At 72.1% G+C, this 16507-nt stretch carries 12 protein-coding genes and 1 pseudogene; 7 read left to right on the top strand and 6 right to left on the bottom strand.

The window, feature by feature from the left end; all coding sequences use genetic code 11:
• Positions 1-5: 5 nt before the first annotated feature.
• The 6 genes from ACFY0T_RS17730 to ACFY0T_RS17705 all read left to right on the top strand — a co-directional run bounded on the left by ACFY0T_RS17730 (position 6) and on the right by ACFY0T_RS17705 (position 9669).
• Entirely contained in the window at positions 6-404 is a 399-nt protein-coding gene (locus tag ACFY0T_RS17730) for a hypothetical protein (RefSeq protein WP_388870748.1), read from the top strand.
• Positions 401-781 (top strand): hypothetical protein, encoded by a 381-nt coding sequence (locus ACFY0T_RS17725; protein WP_388870745.1) that lies wholly within the window; start codon positions 401-403, stop codon positions 779-781. The genes ACFY0T_RS17730 and ACFY0T_RS17725 overlap by 4 nt, the downstream gene beginning before the upstream one ends.
• A 695-nt stretch (positions 782-1476) precedes the next feature.
• Positions 1477-3033 (top strand): TIGR02677 family protein, encoded by a 1557-nt coding sequence (locus ACFY0T_RS17720; protein ID WP_388870743.1) that lies wholly within the window; start codon positions 1477-1479, stop codon positions 3031-3033.
• Entirely contained in the window at positions 3030-4286 is a 1257-nt protein-coding gene (locus tag ACFY0T_RS17715; RefSeq protein WP_388870740.1) for a TIGR02678 family protein, read from the top strand. The genes ACFY0T_RS17720 and ACFY0T_RS17715 overlap by 4 nt, the downstream gene beginning before the upstream one ends.
• Positions 4283-8410, top strand: coding sequence for a TIGR02680 family protein (locus ACFY0T_RS17710; RefSeq protein ID WP_388870738.1), 4128 nt, complete (start codon positions 4283-4285; stop codon positions 8408-8410). Before ACFY0T_RS17715 ends, ACFY0T_RS17710 begins: the two co-directional genes overlap by 4 nt.
• Positions 8401-9669, top strand: coding sequence for a TIGR02679 family protein (locus tag ACFY0T_RS17705; protein ID WP_388870735.1), 1269 nt, complete (start codon positions 8401-8403; stop codon positions 9667-9669). Before ACFY0T_RS17710 ends, ACFY0T_RS17705 begins: the two co-directional genes overlap by 10 nt.
• Positions 9670-9691: 22 nt before the next feature.
• Here ACFY0T_RS17705 and ribA read toward each other — a convergent pair whose 3' ends face one another.
• The gene (gene ribA / locus ACFY0T_RS17700; RefSeq protein WP_388870732.1) at positions 9692-10357 is read right to left on the bottom strand and encodes a GTP cyclohydrolase II; all 666 of its coding nucleotides are present in this window, start codon (positions 10355-10357) and stop codon (positions 9692-9694) included.
• 38 nt (positions 10358-10395) lie between these two features.
• On the opposite strand from ribA, the gene ACFY0T_RS17695 reads away from it, so the two are divergent.
• The gene (locus tag ACFY0T_RS17695; RefSeq protein ID WP_388870730.1) at positions 10396-11202 is read left to right on the top strand and encodes a creatininase family protein; all 807 of its coding nucleotides are present in this window, start codon (positions 10396-10398) and stop codon (positions 11200-11202) included.
• A gap of 167 nt (positions 11203-11369) precedes the next feature.
• Here the strand turns inward: ACFY0T_RS17695 and ACFY0T_RS17690 are convergent.
• From ACFY0T_RS17690 to ACFY0T_RS17670, 5 genes and pseudogenes are all read right to left on the bottom strand, one after another.
• A pseudogene (locus ACFY0T_RS17690) lies at positions 11370-12305 on the bottom strand (lysylphosphatidylglycerol synthase transmembrane domain-containing protein); the annotation flags it as partial.
• 401 nt (positions 12306-12706) lie between these two features.
• Entirely contained in the window at positions 12707-13729 is a 1023-nt protein-coding gene (locus tag ACFY0T_RS17685; protein ID WP_388871524.1) for a class I SAM-dependent methyltransferase, read from the bottom strand.
• Positions 13657-14943 carry a glycosyltransferase family 4 protein gene (locus ACFY0T_RS17680; protein ID WP_388870727.1) on the bottom strand — a complete coding sequence of 429 codons (1287 nt, stop codon included), beginning with the start codon at positions 14941-14943 and terminating at the stop codon, positions 13657-13659. Before ACFY0T_RS17680 ends, ACFY0T_RS17685 begins: the two co-directional genes overlap by 73 nt.
• Positions 14940-15338: a 6-pyruvoyl tetrahydropterin synthase family protein gene (locus ACFY0T_RS17675; RefSeq protein ID WP_388870725.1), complete on the bottom strand. Its 399-nt coding sequence runs from the start codon at positions 15336-15338 to the stop codon at positions 14940-14942. The genes ACFY0T_RS17680 and ACFY0T_RS17675 overlap by 4 nt, the downstream gene beginning before the upstream one ends.
• Before the next feature lie 137 nt (positions 15339-15475).
• Positions 15476-16456: a zinc-binding alcohol dehydrogenase gene (locus ACFY0T_RS17670; RefSeq protein ID WP_388870722.1), complete on the bottom strand. Its 981-nt coding sequence runs from the start codon at positions 16454-16456 to the stop codon at positions 15476-15478.
• Between the last annotated feature and the right edge of the window lie 51 nt (positions 16457-16507).

The raw sequence follows: 16507 nt of genomic DNA, 5'->3' as shown, positions 1-16507 counted from the left end.
ACCCGATGAACTCCATGGGCGAGGACGAGGAGACACCCGTGATCCACAGCGGCTCCGCCGTCGACTGGTCGGCCGGACGCGAAACCCGCCTGGACGGGTACGTACCCGTACCCGTATCCTGGCGGGGCCCGATCAAGGAGGCCGCCATGTCCGACGCCAACGTCCGTATCCCCACCGAAGCCCGCGACAGGCTCGCCCGGATAGCTTCCTCCGAAGGCATGTCACTAAGGGGCTATCTGTCACATCTCGCCGAGACGCTGCTCACCCCCGAGGAGCGCGCGGAGCGGGCCGAGCAAGCCCGCGCCGCCCTGCGGGAGTGGAACGGTTACGACCCGAGCGTAAGCGAACAGGCGGCTCTCGACGCCGAGTTGGACCGGCGGCTGAGCGAGGCGGGAGCCAGGTGACCGAGCCCCTGCACATCGTCCTGGACGACACGGCGATGGTCGCGGCCGGAAAAGGCAACGTGCTCGCCTCCCGGCTGATCCATCGCGCGCATGCCGAGGCGGGCTGGTTCCTGTACGCCCCGGCCTGCGCCCTGGTCGCGGCGGACCGCATGCGGCCCGGCACGGCGGAACATCTCGCCGCGCTCCCCGGTGTCACCGTGCTCGACCTGGACCTGCCCGCCGCGCTCGCCGTGGCCCGCGAAACCTCGTGGGCCCCCGCCCACACGCGATACGCCGCCGAGCCCACGGCGGAACGACCGAACGGCGCGGTGGTCGCCACTACCGCCCCCGAAACCTGGAAGGGACAGCCCGTACGGATCATCGACCTCAGCCCCTGATCCCCAACGCCTGATCCCAGCGAACCCGGCGGCACTGTCAGACCTCCCCCGTAGAGTTGAACGTGATCGATTCCGATCGCCCCGGCCCGTGTTCGGGCGGTCGGGGCAGTCGGAATACATGCCGGAACACGGGAGACGGGGGTCTGGACGCGTCATGAGACCCACGCTCGCCGCGCAGACGCTGTGCGACACCACGGTCGAGTGTTTGACGGCGACGTTTGCGCTGGCCGAGCCCGACACTCAGGACGCCCTGGAGGACTTCCTCACCGACCCGGCCGACGGGCTCTTCCGCGGCCCGTATCTGCGGATCCGGCGGCCCTTTGCGCAACCTCAGCCGCCGAATCGCCCTGGACATCAGCGAGCACACCCGCCGGGTGCGCAGACCATGGGCCGAGGTCGTGGAAGAGGCCACGGACGCTCTCGTCGGGCTCCACCCGGATCAGTACGCATTCATCCGTGAACGGCCCGTGCCCGTCCTGGGCACCGCGGACGGGGCAGGGTTGCATGGCTCGTCCCAAGCCCGGGCCGATCTCAAGCGGGAGGTCTTCGCCGAGATGGCTCGCGGCGGCAATTTCGCGCAGCCGCGAAGCATTTGTGCTGCCGATTCCTGCGGCGGCAGTCGGCACATGGCCCCGGCATGCGGTTTCGGGCATACGGGTGAGAATCAGCGGTCGTCCGGGCAAGAATGGCCATCGATGACCTCCGCCTCGCCCGCCGACCGACTCCCGACCGGCTACACCCCGTTCACTCACCTGACCACGCCCGACTCCGCCTTGTACCGCCGGCTGATGGGAGTGTTCCTGGCCGCGAAGGAGCGGTTCGTGGTGCATCTGCGGCCCGAGGACGTACAGGCCGCACTTCCGGCGAGCGGACGGTCCATGGATCTCGACGCCGTCACCGGCAAGCTCGACTCGCTGGTCAAGTGGGGCAATCTCCGGGCCGATCCGGACACGGCGCGCGTCACCGCGGTCGAGGACTTCTACCGGAAGCGGTTCATCTACCAGCTCACCCAGGCCGGTGAGGCCGCCGAGGGGGCCCTGCTCTCGTATGACGAGGCGCTCGGTCGGCGGGGCGCGCTCCAGGCCGTCGCGCTGCACGACATCGTCACACAGTTGCGGGTGTTGCTCGTGCTGAGTGGCGACGAGGCACCGGATCCGGCGAAGGCTCATCTGACGCTCTCCACCCTCACCAGCCGCTTCACCGCCCTCGCGGACAACGCGCGAGCTTTCATGGGGTCTCTGCAGCGCACCATCGACCTTCACGGCGTCGACGTCGAGGTGTTCCTGGCGTACAAGGACCGGCTCATCCAGTATCTGGAGCGGTTCATCCAGGATCTGATCACCCTCGGCGGACGGATCGCCCAGTTGATCCTGGGACTGGAGGAGGGCGTCGGACCGTTGTTGCGTCTGGCGGCCGCCCGCGAGGCCGCCGACGCAGCGCCGGACGAGGCCGAGCGGGCCGAGGCGGAGGCATACGAGCGGTGGACGTCGCGCTGGTCGGGGCTCGCGGCCTGGTTCGTCTCCGCCGAAGGGCGCGAGTCACAGGCGAGGCTGCTGCGCGGGCGGGCACTGGGCGCGATCCCGCAACTCCTCGCCGTCGTACGGGCACTCAACGAGCGACGCTCCGGCCGCTCCGACCGCTCGGCCGACTTCCGCACGCTCGCCCGCTGGTTCGCCGAGGCCCCTGACGACGAGGCACGGCACCGGCTGTGGCGCACCGCCTTCGGTCTCTACCCGTCCCGCCATCTCACCGTCGACACGGACACGCTCACCGAACGCGCCGCGCGGCCGATCGCGGCGAGCACTCCATGGGCAGCGGCCGAACCTCTGCGCATCAGCCCCCAGTTGCGGCGTACCGGCAGCTATGAGCGGCGGGGCAGGACGCGCCGCGTCGAGGACCGGTCCGCAGGGCGTCGGCAGCTCGCCGAGTACGCGGCCAAGCAGAGCGCGGAGATCGCGGCGGCCCGCGCCCGGCTCGCCACCGGTGGGGAGGTGCGCCTCTGCGAACTCGGTGAACTCGACCCGCTGGCCTTCGGGTTGTTCCTTCAGCTGCTCGGCGACGCCCTGGCCACCTGGCGTCCCGGGCTTCGGCACACAGTCGCCACCAGCAACGACGGCACGATGGAGATCCGGCTCACCGCCCTTCCGGGGTCGGACGTCGCCGAGATCCGCACACCGGGCGGCGTCTTCCGTGGGCCCGACCACGCCGTGGAGATCATCGATCTGACACAGGACGCCGGAGGGCTCCTATGAACGCGGTGAGCCCCTTGGCGGAGGTTCTGGAGGGACAGCACGCCGCCGAAGTACGCCGGGCCGCGCGAGCCCTGCTCAGCGAGCCTCTGCTGTTCGCGCGAGGCCCGCACGCGGACGCCTTCCGGCTGGTGCGGCGGCATGCCGCGGAACTGCGCGAGTGGTTCGACCGCAATACGGGCTGGCCGCTCCAGGTCGACGCGGGGGCCGCCCGGCTGCGCAAGATGCCCGGTACGTCCATGGATGCCACGCACCCGGCCCGAGAGGCCACCCGGGGCGCGGCACCGTTCACCCGGCGCCGGTACGTCCTGCTCTGCCTGGCTCTGGCCGCTCTGGAGCGCGGCGAGGCACAGATCGCTCTGGGGCGGCTCGCCGAGCAGGTGGTCCTGGACGCCGCCGATCCCCAGCTCATGGAGGCGGGGGTCGAGTTCGCCCTGGAGCGGCGTGAGGAGCGCCTGGATCTCGCCGCGGTGGTCCGGCTGCTGCTGCGTCTCGGAGTGCTGCGCCGGGTCGCGGGCGACGAGGACGCCTATGTCAGCGGGACCGGTGACGTGCTGTACGACGTGGAGCGCCGGGTGCTGGCCGGGCTGCTCGCCACGCGCCGCGGTCCCTCTCTGGTGCAGGCGGCGGACTTCGAGGGCCGGCTCGCCGAGCTGGCCGCCGAGACCTCCCTGGAGAGCGACGAACTGCGGTTCCGGGCGATCCGCCACAGGCTCACCCGACGCCTGCTCGACGACCCCGTTCTCTACTACGACGAGCTGTCCGACGAGGAACTGGCCTATCTGACCCGGCAGCGCGCCTTCATCCTGGCCCGGATCACCGAACTCACGGGCTTGGTCGCCGAGGTGCGCGCCGAGGGCATCGCGCTGGTCGATCCGCACGACGAGCTCACCGACGTACGCATGCCGGAGCAGGGCACGCACGGGCACATCACGCTCCTGCTCGCCGAGCATCTGGCAGCCGCAACCGGTCCGGTCACCGTCGGCGAGCTTCAGCGAAGGGTGCGTGAACTCGCCGCACTGCACGGGGGGTTCTGGTCGAAAACGGCCACGGAACCCGGCGCCGAGGTGGAGCTCGTCGAACTCGCGGTGGCGAAGCTCGCTGCCCTCGGCCTGGTCACGCGGGCGACGGAGGGCGTCCGCGCGCGACCGGCTCTTGCCCGGTACGCGGTGGGCGACATCGTCGTACGCGAAGCAGCCGTACGCGGCGCAGCAACCACCGGCATCCCCAACATGCGAAAGGCGAAGACCTCGTGACCGCCCTCCCTGTCCCCGCGCGCACCCGCTGGCAACCCCTGCGTATCGGCCTCGTCGACCTCTTCTACTACGACGCGGAGGAGTTCTGGTTCCGCGACGGGCGACTGCTGCTGCGCGGCAACAACGGCACCGGCAAGTCGAAGGTCCTCGCCCTCACCCTGCCCTTCCTCCTGGACGGCGACCTGGCCGCCCGCCGGGTGGAGCCGGACGGGGACCCGCACAAGCGGATGGAGTGGAATCTGCTGCTCGGCGGTGAGCATCCGCACTCGGAGCGGCTCGGATACACCTGGATCGAGTTCGGCAGGCTCGACGAGACGACCGGGCAGGCTCATTTCCGTACGCTCGCCTGCGGTCTGAAGGCGGTGGCGGGACGTGGGATCGCACGGCACTGGTTCGTCGTGACCGACCAGCGCGTCGGTCCGGAGCTGAACCTCCTCGACGCGACCGGGACCGCCCTGTCCCGGGACCGGCTGGCGGAGGCGGTCGCCGGGCGCGGGATGGTGTACGACCAGGCCAGGGCATACCGCAGAGCGGTCGACGAGGCGCTGTTCGGGCTGGGCGAGCAGCGGTACGCGGCACTGGTGGACCTGCTCGTCCAGCTCCGCCAGCCCCAGCTGTCGAAGCGGCCGAACGAGGCGGCCCTGTCCAAGGCCCTGACGGAGGCGCTGCCGCCGATGGACCAGGCGGTGCTCGCGGATGTCGCGGAGGCGTTCCGCTCCCTGGACGAGGAGAAGGAGGAACTGCGGGCGGCCGGCGAGGCCGAGCGGGCCGCTTCCGCCTTCCTGGACCACTACCGGCGCTACGCGCGCATCGCGTCCCGCCGCCGGGCCCGGTTGCCGCGCACCGAGCACGCTCGCTACGAACACCACCAGCGGGACCTGGCCGCCGCGCAGGCCGAACGGGAGAGCGCCGAGCTGGAGCGGGACGAAGCCGCCCGGCGTATCGCGGAGCTCGAGCAGACCGGGGCACGGCTGACCGCCGAGGACGCTGCGCTGCGCGCGGGCCCCGAGATGCGCAGCGCGCGCGAGCTGGAGCAGGCTGCGCAGGACGCGACCCGTACCCGGGAGGACCTCACCCGCGCCGAGGCGGACCGGGAGCAGGCGGCACAGGCGCACACGAGGACGCTCGGCCGCCTGGGTACTGCCGAGAACCGTTTGCGCGCCGCCGAGCAGTCGGTCGCCGACACCGTCGAACGCGCCACCGAGACGGCCCACGCCGCCCGTCTGGACGGTGACCTGCGCACGGAGGGCGCGCCGGAGGCGGAACTGCGCCGCGCCACCGAGGAGTCGGTGGCCCGCAGACGCCGTGCTCTCGACCTGGTGGAGGACCTCGCGGGGCGCGCGGAGCAGGCGGCAGCGGACCGGATCGCGGCCGCGCGCCGTCTGGACGAGGCCGAGGGAGAGGTCGGCCACGCCGAGGAAGTCCGGACCGAGGCGGAGCAGAAGGCGACGCAGGCAGGTTCTCGACTGCTGACGAGTGTCCGTGAACACCTCGGTCGCTGCGTGGAGTTGAGGCTCCCCGACCCGGTCGGCCTGCTCGACCGGCTCCAGGAGTGGGCGCCGCGGCTGTCCGGCCCCTATCCGGCGCGGGCCGAGGCCGCGGCGGCGCATCGCTCGCTGGCGACCGTCCTGGCCGACGAGGCGGCGGCCGTGACGCGACTGCGGGCGGACCTGGGCGCCCGGCGCGACCAGGCGCGGCACGACCTGACCGTGCTCGAGGCAGGCGGCCTGCGTGGCCCCGAAGCCCCGTACACGCGTACACCAGGTGTGCGGGACGAGATCCCCGGCTCTCCGCTGTGGCGGCTCGTCGACTTCCGGGAGGAGGTGTCGGCCACCGAACGGGCAGGTCTGGAGGCCGCGTTGGAGGCGTCCGGGCTGCTGGATGCCTGGGTGCTCCCGGACGGCGTCGCGCTCACCGCGGATGGCCACGATGTGCTCCTCTCCCCCGGCTCCGCCCCTACGGGTCCCTCACTAGCCCTCGCGTTGCGGCCCGCCGTGGATCACGGGGACGCCAAGGCCGCCGCGGTCGGTGAGTCGGCTGTCGGGCGGTTGCTTGCCGCGATCGGGTACGGTCCCGGCGAGGGTGAGGAGAACGCCGCCGGGACCTGGGCGGCGCCGGACGGCAGGTTCCGTATCGGCGCGCTCACCGGTAGTTGGTCGAAGCCCGCCGCCGAGTACGTCGGCGAAGGGGCTCGCGAGGAAGCACGCCGTGCGCGCATCGCTGCCCTGCGGAGCGAACTCGCCCTCCTGGAAAGTGACTTGGCAGCCTCAGTAACCCGTCTGGCCGACGTGAGCGCCCGCCGCGAACAGCTCGACGCCGAGCTGGCCGCCGTACCCGACGACGCCGAGCTGCGTCAGGCGCACGCGCTGGCCGCGGCGGCGCACGACACGGCTCGCCGGGCCCGCACCCGGCGCGACGAACGCGCCGGGGAACTGGCGAGCGCCACCGGCATCTTCGACACCGCGACCAACGAACTGACGGGTGCGGCAGCCGACTTGGGACTGCCGGCCGACCGCGCCGGACTCGCGGGCGTACGCAAGGCGCTGGTCGAGTACGCGCTGCTCCTCGCCGCCCTCTGGCCGGCGCTGCGGGAACGTACGGACGCGATGCGGGTCCTGGCCGACGAGCGGACGGAGACGGCGACGGCCGCGTCCCGGGTCGAGGAACTCGCCGTACGGGCCACCGATGCGGCCCGGGCCGCTGCCGCCGCCGACACCCGCCACACCACGCTGCGCTCCACGGTCGGCGCGGCCGTCGCCGAACTGGAGCGGCGGCTGGCCGAGACCTCGCAGGCCAGGCGGACCTGCGAGGAGAACACCAGGCGGACCCGCGGGGAACACACCGCTGCGGACCGGCGGGCAAGCCGTGCCGAGGGCCGGATCGAGCAGTTGGAGCAGGACGTGACGGACGCGGCGGCGGCTCGCACGGAAGCGATCGCCGCGCTGCGCCGGTTCGTGGCGACGGGACTGCTGGCCGTCGCGCTCCCCGAGGTGGCCGTACCGCCCTTGGACGGCGGCCCGTGGGCGGCGACACCGGCCATCGCGCTGGCTCGCACCGTCGAGGCCGAACTGTCGGGCACGGACGACTCGGACGGCACCTGGGAGCGGGTGCAGCACCAGTTGAGCGAGGAGTACAAGAAGCTCCAGGACGCGCTCTCACGGGGCGGCCACACCGCCTCGGCCCGGATGGTCGAGGACGGCATGGTCGTCGACATCGTCTACCAGGGAAGAGAGCGTGCCGTCCCCGAGCTGGCCGAGGCCCTGGCCGCCGAGGTCGGCGAACTGCAGCGGATCCTCTCCGCGCACGAGCGGGAGATCCTGGAGACTCATCTTTTGACGGAAGTGGCCGGTACGCTCCAGGAGTTGATCCAGGCGGCGGAACGTCAGGTGGCGGCAATGAACGCCGAACTCGACGAGCGCCCCACGTCCACCGGCATGAAGCTGCGGCTGCTGTGGCGGGCCTCCCGCAAGGCGCCCGCGGGACTGGCACAGGCGCGGAAGCACCTGCGCCAGTCGGCCGACGCCTGGTCGCCCGAGGAGCGAGCGGCGGTCGGGGAGTTCCTCCAGGCGCAGATCGCCCAGCAGCACACGGATGACAGTGCGGGCAGCTGGCTCGAGCATCTGACGGCGGCACTCGACTACCGCTCCTGGCACGAGTTCGGCATCGAGCGCCACCAACACGGCCAGTGGGTTCCGGCGACCGGCCCCGCATCCGGCGGTGAGCGCGTCCTCGCGGTGTCGGTGCCTCTCTTCGCGGCGGCGTCCTCGCACTACGCCACCGCGGCCAGCCCGTACGCGCCCCGTCTGGTGACCCTGGACGAGGCGTTCGCGGGTGTGGACGACGACTCACGGGCCAAGTGTCTGGGGCTGCTGCACGCCTTCGACCTGGACGTCGTCATGACGAGCGAGCGCGAGTGGGCGTGCTACCCGCAGGTGCCGGGCATCTCCATCGCCCAGCTGTCCCGGATCGACGAGGTGGCGGCGGTGCTGGTCACCCGCTGGGAGTGGGACGGTACGCATCGCTCCCGCGGCACGGAGCCGGAACGGGAACAGGCGGCGGCGCACACCGGACTAGCCGGTGCACGAGCGGAGACGGACACGGACCAGGAGCCTCTGTGGACCTGACTCCTGAGACGGATGCGGTGGCAGGTGCCGAGGCGCGCATCGATCTGCCCCGCCTGAGGCGGCTGCTCGGCGCTCGGGACACGGCCTGGCTCGTGGAACGTGTCCGCCGACGCCTCGAACGCGAGGAGCCGCTCACCACGACCGTCTCGTTGTCGGCGCCCACCGCCGCACAGCGGGCTGCCGCCGAGCGCCTGCTCGGCCGGGCTCCTGGCTCCGGCCGTTCACTGAGCCTGCGACTCGACGCGGTGGACGAGGTGCTGCGCCGCTCCGGCGTCAGCCCCGGCGGCCTCGCCGCCGCGGTCGAGGCGCTGACGGGACCGGTCACTCCGCTGCGCGAGCGGCGTGACGCACAGGCTCAGGCCTGGAGCGCTGCCCACGGGCCGCTGGCCGACATCACCCGTACCCACCCTCAACTCTCCTCCTGGGCCGGCCAATTGCGGTCAGAGGGTGTCGTACGACGCCTCGTCCACACCCCGGCTGCCACCCGAACCCTGCTCACCCGCGCGGCAGCCGTCCTGTGTGCGCTGCCCGTCGATCCCGCCACCTCGCTGCCCGCGTTCGCGGCGCGTACGGTCGGCGGCGCGCACGCGCTGGACGACGGCACACCGCTCGCCACCGTCGTGCTGTCCGGCATCCGCGCCCTGACCGGCATCCCGCACGGTACGGGGGCCCAGTGGCGCCGCGCCGCATGGGCGGCGGCGGGGCTACTGAGGGACGATCTGTCGTCCACTGTCCTCGTCTTGAACCTGCGCGGCACGCCGGCCCTGGACTGGCTCGCCGACACCGGCGAACCGGCCGTTCTCACGCTCCGCCAGGTCACCGTCCGCCCGCCGGACTCCACTGCGACCCCCGCCGTGGTCCGCGTCTGCGAGAACCCTGCGGTCATCGCCGCCGCGGCCGAGGCATACGGTCCCGGTTCTCCGCCTCTCCTGTGCCTCCAGGGCCAGCCGTCGGCGGCGGCCCTCACGCTCCTGAGCCATCTGCGCTCCCAGGGCGCCACCCTGCTCTACCACGGCGACTTCGACTGGGGCGGCCTGCGCATCGCGAACTCGTTGCTGCGTCACGCCCCTTGGCAGCCCTGGCGCTACACCGCGGCGGACTACCGCGCCGTCCCCCACGCGGCCGCGCCCGCGCTCACCGGAACGCCCACGGAGGCAGCCTGGGATCCGGATCTCTCCCAGGCGCTCCAGGAGCGAGGCGTGCGCATCGAGGAGGAGCTGGTCATCGACACGCTCCTTGGTGACCTCGGCGACGCCTGAGCGGTCCACAGGGAGGTCGAGCTCACGACAAGTGGGCCACCGCGTCCAGGTGCGGCAGATGGTGGTCGAGGCGCTCCCGCTTGGTCAGCAGATAGCTGAGGTTCTCCTCGCACGGCGGGATCAGCAGCGGCACCTGCTCGGCGACCTTGATGCCGTGGCGCAGCAGTGACTCCCGCTTGCGCGGGTTGTTCGAGAGCAGGCGTACGGACCGTATGCCGAGGTCGTGCAGGATCTCCGCCGCCACCCGGTAGGAGCGGGCGTCCACCGGAAGTCCTTGAGCGAGGTTCGCCTCGACGGTGTCCAGGCCCTCCGCCTGGAGCTTCATGGCGCGCAGCTTGGCGAGCAGGCCGATCCCCCGGCCCTCGTGGCCCCGCAGGTAGACCAGGACGCCGCGCCCCTCGGCCACGATGGCGCGCAGCGCGGCGGCGAGCTGGGGGCCGCACTCGCAGTGCGTGGATCCGAAGGCGTCGCCGGTCAGGCACTCCGAATGCAGCCGGGCGAGCACGTCTCCTTCCCCAATGGTGTCCAAGTCCCCGTACACCAGGGCCACTTGTTCCTCGCCCCGATCGTGGTCGAGGTAGCCGACCGCGTGGAAATCGCCGTACACGGTGGGCAAGGGGGCAATCACGACTCGTTCGACACCTGTGAGGTGGGCATTCCCGCCGAGTACGCCAACGTTATCTGTCATGATCTGGTTCCTAAGCAGAGTCGAAAGGCCGTGAAAACATGAGTAGTTCAGGAATGCGCTCGACGGTATCCGGTCTGTTGCCGTTGGACACCACGGAGGAGGTACGAGAGCGGGGGGCCGGTGTCGCCCGTCAGGTCGCCGTCCTTCCCGTCGGCAGCTTCGAACAGCACGGTCCGTTCCTTCCGCTCGCGACCGACACGCTCGTCGCGTGCGCCATCGCGCGGGAGGTCGCCGCCGCGTATCCGGTCCATCTGCTTCCTCCGGTGACGATCTCCTGCTCGCACGAGCACGCGGCCTGGCCCGGGACCGTCAGCATTTCCTCCGTCACGCTCCACGCGGTGGTCCGGGACATCGCCGACTCGCTGCGCCGGTCGGGCGTCGACACCCTGGTACTGGTCAACGGACACGGCGGAAATTACGTACTGGGCAATGTCGTTCAGGAATCCGCGGGGAGCGGTAACCGCATGGCACTTTTCCCGGCCATGGAGGACTGGGACGCGGCGCGGGAACGGGCCGGTGTCGAGACCTCGTTGCTCAGCGATATGCATGCGGGAGAAATCGAGGCCTCCATTCTTCTGCACGCCCATCCGGAATGTGTCAAAGCCGGTTACGAGACCTCCGATTTCCTCGCCGACGACCGGCGGCATCTCCTCACCCTCGGCATGTCGGCCTATACCGAGTCCGGTGTCATCGGCCGTCCGTCGAGGGCTTCCGCCGAGAAGGGGAAGGAACTGCTGGCCGCGCTCACCGATTCCTTCGGGGCGTATTTCTCCCTGGTGACGTCCAAGACGCTGCCTGTGGAAGCCGCGGGGGCCTCGGAGACCGCGGAGGCCTCGGAAGGGTGAACTACGTCGGTCGTTGAACGTCGGCATTGATCGTGCCCTCCTGCGCTCTCCTCGCGAGGGCGCCGGAGCGCCGCGCACCACCGGACGACCAGCACAGCGGCGCCGGGCAGGCTCGCCGCGAAGCTGAGCACTCCGTACACCACGGCGACGGTCAGACCCATGCTCGCGCCGAGCCCGGCGGCGCCGAACGCCCAGGCGGTGGCACCCTCCCGGGGGCCCCAGCCGCCGACGTTCAGCGGCAGCCCCATGGCGAGCAGGGCCAACAGCGCCAGCGGTATCAACCGGGCAGCGGACGCCGTCGATCCGGCGACCCGGGCGGCGAGCACGAACATGGCCAGGTGACCGGCCAGCACCACCACCGACGAGAGCAGCACACCGGGCCAGCTGCCCCGGGCCAGCAGCGCGCCCCGCGCCTCGGCGAGCGTGGCGTGGACGGCTCCGTACCGCTGGGACCGGCCGGGCGTCCGGCCACGGCGCGCGGCGCCCACCGTCACCACTCCGCAGACCGAGACGATCGCCAGGGCGACCGCGAACTGCCGGGTCTCCGCGAGCACCGGCGACGGCTGCGTGAGCAGTACCGCCGCGCCAACGGCCACCAACACCGCCTGCCCCGCGGTCCGTTCGAGCACCACCGCCCGCACTCCGCGGCCCATGTCCCCAGCGCTCTGGCCGTGGCGTACGGCTCGGTGCACATCACCGAGGACCCCGCCGGGCAGCGCCGCGTTCAGAAACAGCGCCCGGTAGTAGTCCGCGACGGCCGGCCCCAACGGCAGCCGGATCCGCAGCCCGCGGGCCACCAGACACCACCGCCACGCGCTGAACACCGTGGTGAGCAGCCCGACGCCGAGCGCCGCCAGCAGCGTCGCACCGTCGATCCGCCGCAGGCCGTCCAGAAAGACACCGGTACCGAGCCGCCAGAGCAGCACACCGAGAATGACGACACCGGCGACGGTCCCGAGGTGGGTGCGGATCCGGCGGGAGCTGAGGCGAGTGCGCAGGCCTGCCGTGGTTCGGGGGCGAATCGGGGCCGCATCGCTGTCGACGGATGCCGGGCCCGCCGTGCTCCGGGGGCGGGTCGAAACAGACTCACCGTCGACGGACATCGGAGCCGCCGTGCTCCGGGGGCGGGCCGGGGCAGCCACACCATCGACGGACGTCGGACCCGCCGTGTTCCGGGGACGAACCAGGACCACATCACTCGCCTCAGTACGGACGGCAGCCGAGCCCGCGGCGTGGTCGGCGGGAGCCGGGCCTGCCTGACGGCCGACGGGGGTCGGCCTCGTCGCGCTGTCGGTCCGGGCCGGCTCCGCCACGCTCTCCGTGCGGAGCACGCCTGCCGGGATCAGGTCCGCATCGCCGCGGATCCGGAGGGCGGCCGCGTTGCCGAGGGTACGCACCGAGCCCGCGCCCCTTCTACGCCTGCGGACCGCGCCCGCACCCTTCGTCCGCGTGCGGACCGCGCCCGCGTCCACCGCCGCTACCCCCGCTGTCTCCACTCCGGCGCTCACACCGCACCGCCCGTCTGCCGGGGCAGCGCCAGCACATCGCTGTGGTGGACGACCGCCCGCAACTCGCCCGCGGCGCACGCCGCGAGGCGGGAGTGCAGATACGGTTCCGCGTGCGCCGCGAGGTCGGGCCGCTGCTCGCAGGCCGCGCCGACCCAGCCGCGCAGCCATTCCTCGGTGAGCGCCGCGTCGTCGGGACCGAGCCGCCAGGGGCTCGGATGCACGCGTACCGTCGCGCCGTGCCGGTCGAAGGCCTCGCAGGCCGTCGTGACGGCGTCGGGGCCGAGCAGTTCGCCGCGCCGCTGGTGGGCGTTGAACGCCTCGGCGAACTCGGCGTCGAGCGGGTCGCCCGGCGCGAGTTCGATCCGCCCCACGACGGACAACGTCAGCAGGGCCGGGACGCCGGCGCCCACGCAGGCCGCCGCCAGCCGGTCGATCTCTTCGCCGGTGAGCACGTCGAGCAGCGCGGAGGCCGTCACCAGGGAGGCCCCGGCGAGGGCGTCGGTGGTCAGCCGGCCGATGTCACCGCGCTGCGTGGTGACGGTGACCCGGCTGCCGTCGGCGGCCGCGCGGGGCGCCCCCACGGTCGCGAAGTGCAGCAGATACGGGTCCCGGTCGTGCAGGATCCAGTGCTGGGCGCCGTCGAGGCGGGGTGCGAGCCAGCGGCCCATGGAGCCGGTGCCGCAGCCGAGATCGTGAATCACCTGGTCGCCGCCCCGCCCCGGCCGATTCGCCAGCCGAACGCGCAAGGGGTCGAGCAGTTCGGGCGCCCGCGCGGCGGCGTCCGCGCCTTCGCGCAACTGGAGCCACTGGGGGGCGTATCGAGGCACGTCGTCGGCTTCGGCCGCATCGACCCGCTGACCAGGCACACCAGTCCTCGCAATCTTCCCGGAACCGCCGGGCACCGCCGCGCCGCACCCCGGCACCCCCGCGGGAGTCGTCGCCGTACTCACGCCGCCCTCCGGGGTTCCCGGGGAAGCCGGCCGAGCACACCGGCCAGGCTGCGGGCCGTGGTGGCCCAGCCGTCCAGCGCGGCGCGACGGCCCCGCGCGGCCGCCTTCAGACGGCGTCGTACGTCGGCCTCGCCGAACCAGCCGCGCAGTTCCGCGGCGAGGGCCGCAGGATCCTCCGGTGGTACGAGGATGCCGGGCACCCCGCCGTCGGGTGCGCGCCCGACCGCCTCGGGAAGGCCGCCGACGTCCGTCGCCAGCACCGGGATGCCGCGCGCGAGCGCCTCGGTGACGGCCATGCCGTACGTCTCGGCGTAGGACGTGAGGACCATGAGATCGGCGGCGGCGTAGCTCGCGTCGAGTTCGGCGCCGGCCTGCGGTCCGGCGAGGTGCAGCCGGTCGCCGAGGCCGTACTTCTCGATCAGGGCGCGCAGCTCGGCGACGTACGCCGGATCCTGGCCGAGTCCGCCGACGCAGACGCAGCTCCAGGGGAGGTCGGTGACGGTGGCGAGAGCCTCGACCAGTCGGTGCTGTCCCTTGCGCGGGGTGACCGCGGCGACGCACAGCAGCCGCGAGACGCCGTCGGTGCCGGAGGCGAGCGGCGCGATGTCGGCGCCCGGCGCGGCGACATGGACCCGGTCGGGAGCGAGCCCGTGGTGGGCGACGAGCCGGCGGACCGCCCAGTCGCTGGTGGCCACGACGGCCGACACGGCCCGTAGCGTCGTCCGTTCCCGGGCGTCCAGGTCGGCGGCCACGGCGGGCGCGAGACCCGTCTCGTCGCCGAGCGGCAGATGCACCAGCACGACGAGGCAGAGCCGTTCGGCCTCGGGGACGATGATCTCGGGGACGCCACAGGCGACGAGCCCGTCGAGCAGGACGACGGTGCTGTCCGGCAATTCACGGAGCGTACGGGCCAGTTCCGTACGGGCGGCGGATCCGGGGCGGGGCCAGCTGCCCGCGACGGCGTGCCGGTGGACCTGCCAGCCGAAGCCGGGCAGGTCCAGGCAGAGCCGCCGGTCGTAGGCGTTGCCGCCGCTCGGCGCGGACAGGTCGTCGACGCCGCCCGGCATCACGAAGTGCACGGTGCGCAGGGACATGGGGATGATCTCGGCGTTCTTGAGAGCCGCGTTCTGCACGGGCACGTAATTCAGGGCAGTGGGGCCGCCGTTCAGGGAAGCCTTGCCGCCGTTCAGGGCGGGCTGGCCGCCGTTCAGCGATGCCTTGTCACCGCTTCGGACCGCCTGGTCAGTGTTCCGGGACGCCCGGTCCATCGTCGTGTCGGTCACAGCGCACGCTCGTAACTCGCCCAGGCGATGTGCGACTCGTGCAGCGTCACCGTGATGCCCGCAAGGCCGTGGGCGCCCTCGCCGAGCGCTCCGGCGTGCACGCGGTCGGCGAGGCGGTCGGCGATGACCTTGGCCAGGAACTCCGTCGAGGTGTTGGTGTTCTTGAAGTCCGGCTCGTTGTCGAGATTGCGGTAGTTCAACTCGCTCACGACGGCGCCGAGTTCCTGTGTGGCCAGTCCGATGTCGACGACGATGTTGTCGTCGTCCAGCTCGGCGCGCCGAAAGGTGGCGTCCACCAGGAACGTCGCCCCGTGCAGGCGCTGCGCGGGGCCGAAGACCTCGCCACGGAAGCTGTGGGCGATCATCAGGTGATCGCGGACGGTGATGCTGAACAACGGACGACCCTCCAGGTGCGGTGCGTCTGATCCCCTGCCGGGGGCACGCCGTGTAGTACGGCTGCCCCGTTCTCCTTGTTCAGCTGCCTGTTCCCCTTTCTTTGCCGTCTTCAGAGGTCAGGCAGCCTGTTCCGGGCTCAAACGTCGTCGTAGACGACGCGATGGCACAAGCCGGGTATCGATCCGGAGGCGAGCTTCGCCATCACGTCCGGCAGTTCCTCGAAGCCGCACTCGCCGGTGATCAGCGCGTCGAAGGCGGGTTCGGTGAGCAGTTCGAGGGCGAGCGCGAGGCGGTCGGCGTACGTCCGGCCGGCCCGGCTCGCCGGGGAAACGGAACCCACCTGGCTGCTGCGCACGACCAGCCGCCGCGAGTGGAAGGCCTCCCCGAGCGGCAGGCTGACGCGCCGGTCGCCGTACCAGCTCATTTCGAGCACGGTGCCTTCCCGGGCGAGGAGTTCCAGCGACCGGGTGAGCCCCGCCTCGGTGGCGCTGGCGTGCACGACGAGGTCGCACTCGCCCGTGGCGTCCTCGGGGAGCGCGAAGTCGACGCCGAGGGCGCGGGCGATATCGCCGCGCGCCGCATCCGCGTCGACGAGCTGGACGCGGACGCCGGGGAAGCGGGCGAGCAGCGCGGCGACGGAGCAGCCGACCATACCGCCGCCCACCACAGCGATCCGGTCGCCGATCAGCGGCGCGGCGTCCCAGAGGGCGTTCACCGCGGTCTCGACGGTCCCGGCGAGCACGGCGCGCGCGGCGGGGACCGAGTCCGGTACGACCGTGACGGCGCTCGCCGGAACGACGTACCGCGTCTGATGCGGATACAGGCAGAAGACGGTCCGCCCGCGCAGCGACACGGGTCCTTCCTCCACTCGGCCGACACTCAGATAGCCGTATTTGACCGGTGCGGGGAAGTCTCCGTCCTGGAACGGTGCACGCATCGAAGCATGCTGACTTTCCGGAACACCCCCGCGGAAGACGAGGGTCTCGGTGCCCCGGCTGACCCCGGAGAAGAGCGTGCGCACCAGCACCTCCCCCTCCGCGGGCGCGGGCACGGCGACGTCCCGGATCTCGCCATGGCCGGGAGAACCGAGCCAGAAGGCGCGAGCTGTGAGTTCCATGAGCGTCCCCCTGAACGATTCAGCAGATCTTCACGTACGGAGCAGTGACAA

This window comes from Streptomyces sp. NPDC001530 (genome assembly GCF_042894545.1).
GTDB lineage: Bacteria > Actinomycetota > Actinomycetes > Streptomycetales > Streptomycetaceae > Streptomyces.
Note: the sequence above shows the minus strand (reverse complement) of the source record. Positions and strands in the feature narration are given on the sequence as shown.

What these genes read in the sequence shown, in the direction of transcription:
- ACFY0T_RS17730 (WP_388870748.1), top strand. Translation starts at nt 6, where the DNA reads ATGAACTCCATGGGCGAGGACGAGGAGACACCCGTGATCCACAGCGGC.
- ACFY0T_RS17720 (WP_388870743.1), top strand. Translation starts at nt 1,477, where the DNA reads ATGACCTCCGCCTCGCCCGCCGACCGACTCCCGACCGGCTACACCCCG.
- ACFY0T_RS17715 (WP_388870740.1), top strand. Translation starts at nt 3,030, where the DNA reads ATGAACGCGGTGAGCCCCTTGGCGGAGGTTCTGGAGGGACAGCACGCC.
- ribA (WP_388870732.1), bottom strand. Translation starts at nt 10,357, where the DNA reads ATGACAGATAACGTTGGCGTACTCGGCGGGAATGCCCACCTCACAGGT.
- ACFY0T_RS17695 (WP_388870730.1), top strand. Translation starts at nt 10,396, where the DNA reads ATGAGTAGTTCAGGAATGCGCTCGACGGTATCCGGTCTGTTGCCGTTG.
- ACFY0T_RS17670 (WP_388870722.1), bottom strand. Translation starts at nt 16,456, where the DNA reads ATGGAACTCACAGCTCGCGCCTTCTGGCTCGGTTCTCCCGGCCATGGC.